At 43.1% G+C, this 3105-nt stretch carries 4 protein-coding genes; 2 read left to right on the forward strand and 2 right to left on the reverse strand.

What is annotated here, in order from left to right:
- A partial coding sequence (locus KAH81_08750) for a 2-phosphosulfolactate phosphatase (GenBank protein ID MCK5833742.1) occupies positions 1–230 on the reverse strand: 230 nt, incomplete at its 3' end.
- Entirely contained in the window at positions 230–1336 is a 1107-nt protein-coding gene (gene gcvT / locus KAH81_08755; protein ID MCK5833743.1) for a glycine cleavage system aminomethyltransferase GcvT, read from the reverse strand. The genes gcvT and KAH81_08750, both read right to left, overlap by 1 nt.
- Positions 1337–1803: 467 nt before the next feature.
- On the opposite strand from gcvT, the gene KAH81_08760 reads away from it, so the two are divergent.
- Both KAH81_08760 and KAH81_08765 read left to right on the forward strand, forming a co-directional pair.
- The gene (locus tag KAH81_08760; GenBank protein MCK5833744.1) at positions 1804–2283 is read left to right on the forward strand and encodes a MarR family transcriptional regulator; all 480 of its coding nucleotides are present in this window, start codon (positions 1804–1806) and stop codon (positions 2281–2283) included.
- Positions 2284–2300: 17 nt separating this feature from the next.
- Complete coding sequence (locus KAH81_08765; GenBank protein ID MCK5833745.1) at positions 2301–3056, forward strand: outer membrane lipoprotein-sorting protein; 756 nt, start codon at positions 2301–2303, stop codon at positions 3054–3056.
- Positions 3057–3105 lie beyond the last annotated feature (49 nt).

Genomic DNA, 3105 nt, shown 5'->3' on the forward strand with positions numbered 1-3105 from the left:
AGACCATCACGCTCGCCACACAGAAGAGAATCTGGGTGATTCTTAGCTTTAAGTTTAAAAGCGCTTTGCGAAGAGCCAGCCACATAAATTGGGCCGGCTCCCACAGAGAGCGCTTGGATTAATGTTGTCGAAGCACGAAGAACATCGATTACAACAAATGTGGCGCCTTCAAAATCTGATCTTTGAATGACGTCTAAATCGCAACGCGTGAATAAAACATCGACACGCATTAGCGGTGCGAGCCACCCTTGTATAACGGAGGTTTCTCGATAATGGCCTTGATAGGATGATTGCGAATTATAATTTGAATCTCTGTGCCGATCTTTGCAAATTCCTTTTTAACGTAGCCCATACCGACTCCCATGTCTAGAGAGGGTGAATGGGTCCCGCTTGTAACAACACCTATTTCATCTGCACCGATGACGATGGGATAGTTGTGTCTTGGGAAGCCTCGTTCAGCGAGTTTAAAACATATCAGTTTACGTCCGATACCCTTTGTTTTAATGTCGATAAGTGCATCGCGTCCAATAAAGTTGCCCTTTTCGAGTTTGATTATCCATCCTAGGTTAGCTTCCCATGGATTAGTCGTTTGGTCGATATCATTGCCATAAAGGGCGTATTTCATTTCAAGTCGAAGGCTATCTCGCGCGCCGAGACCTATAGGCTCAATATTGAATTCTGCGCCCGCCTGGACGAATTTTTTCCAAAGGTCGAGGCAGATGCTAGGTTCAAGATAAAGCTCGAAGCCATCCTCACCTGTGTAACCTGTGCGCGAAAAAAGGACATTGTCATGACCACCGATGTTAGCTCTTCCATTACAATAGAATTGCATTGCCTCGAGGTTGTAGTCTGTTAATTTTTGGAATATCTTTTGCGCATCAGGACCTTGAATAGCGAGAAGACCAATTTTTTCGGAGCGGTTCTCAAAAGTGAAATCAGGATTAGACGGAACATGATTGTTCAACCATTCCCAGTCCTTTTGAAGATTCGAAGCGTTGACTACGAGCATCCAGCTTTCCTCATCTAAGCGATAAATAAGAAGGTCATCGACTATCCCCCCGTTGTCGTAGCACATGGCGCTATATTGGCATTGGCCTATCCCCAAACTTGAGGGATCGTTAGTTGTTGTTTTTGAAATGAAATCAAGCGCACCCTTCCCCTCGAGAAAGAATTCCCCCATGTGGGAAAGATCGAAAAGCCCAGCACTTGCACGGACTCTAAGGTGCTCGGGAACGATCCCTTTGTAAAACATAGGCATTTTATAACCAGCAAAATCTACAATCTTGGCTCCAGCCTCGATGTGCTTTTGATAAAAGGGTGTTCTAACTATTGTCATATTTCCTCCAATGAAGTTTGTAATTATCAACTAATCATAATAACAAAGATTTATATTTGGTGCAATAGCATAATCTTAATTCTCACAAAGACCCGATGGGGCGCAACATGCCCAAAGGCTGGCGAAAAATGGGTTTTAGAAGTGCTGGAGTTACTTCGGCCTTTGGCTGATTAATTTTTTATGGACATTTATTTCCATGAAAAATTAATCTTGACGCCTTCGCGCATAATCATGCGAGGAAAAAATCTCAATATATTAGGCTAAGATGATTTAGATTTATATAAAAATAGATAAAGCATTCGTTTGATGGAGTTTTTTATTAATGGACCTTTTTTAGCGGGTTGTAATAGCTTATTAATAAATATAATACCGTAAAGATTAAAATTTCTATAATTTCAGTATTGACTGAAACAATCGAAATGTTTATACTTTTCTTGAAATAAAAATTCTCGATACACGGTGAAATAATGGAAAAGGAAAAGAAGTTCAAAAACAAAATCGAATATGTCGAGAACCTCGGAATTTTCTTCGAGAACCTCGGCCTTCCCCGAATGTCCGGGAAAATCTTCGCGTGGCTTCTGGTCTGCGACCCGCCATATCAAACAGCCGCTCAAATTGCAGAGGCGCTTCAGGCGAGCAGAGGCTCTCTGAGCACCAACCTAAGAATGCTTACGCAATTTAGTATGATCGAAAAAATCGCTAAACACGGCGAAAGATCGACCTATTATATCTCGCGTCCGGATTCGCTTATCAAGACGATGGTGACGAAAATCAAGTTCATTTCCGATCTAAAAAATCTATTTTGGGAGGGGATCGAACTTATGGCGGACGAACCTCCCGAATCGACCGAAAGGCTCGAGGGCGTCTATAAAGCGTATGATTTTATGGAAGCCGAGCTGGCGGGAGTAATCGAGCGTTATCAGACGAAAATTGCAAATGAAAAATAATTTTGAAGGAGAGCAAAATGAAAAGTCATCGCCAAATATATATTGCAGTGTTCATTATTCTCTGTTCGGTTTGCGTTTTTGCGGTAGAACACGATGTCGAGGATATAATCGCAAAGCAGGATGAGTTATATCGAAGCAGTAGCTCTTACTCGGTTATGGAGATGCAGATCGTCACGCCGCATTGGGAGAGGACGCTCGAGCTCGAAGCCTGGAGCGAGGGCATGGACAAGACGTTCATCGTTATTAATTCGCCGAAAAAGGAAAAGGGAACCGCGACTCTTCGAATAGACAACGAGATGTGGAATTATCTTCCTAAAACCGACAAGATAATGAAAATCCCGCCGTCTATGATGATGAGTTCGTGGATGGGCTCCGATTTCACCAACGACGACCTCGTCAAGGAAACGACGCTCGAGAAGGATTACGACTATAAAATTATCGAACCCGGAGATGCAGTCGAGGGCGAGGTTTATGTCGAGCTAATTCCGAAAGAAGACGCGCCGTCGGTTTGGGGCAAGATCATTTTCGCGGTTCGCGAGGGGGATTATTTGCCGTTGTGGGAGAAATTTTATGACGAAAAAGGCAACTTAAAACGCGTCATGAATTTCAAAGATATTAGAAATATCGGTGGAAGGGAGATACCGACGGTTATGGAACTCCTACCTCAAGACGAAGAAAAGCAGAGCACTATCATAAAATATATCGATGTGCAATTCGGCATCGAGTTCGGCGACGAGGTCTTCTCGCTCAGAAATCTCCAGAAAAAAAGGTAGATATGATCACCCGTCTCGCTTTCAGGAATATCTTCAGGCAAAGGCGAAG

The organism is bacterium (assembly GCA_023145965.1).
Classification (GTDB): Bacteria; UBP14; UBA6098; order UBA6098; family UBA6098; genus UBA6098.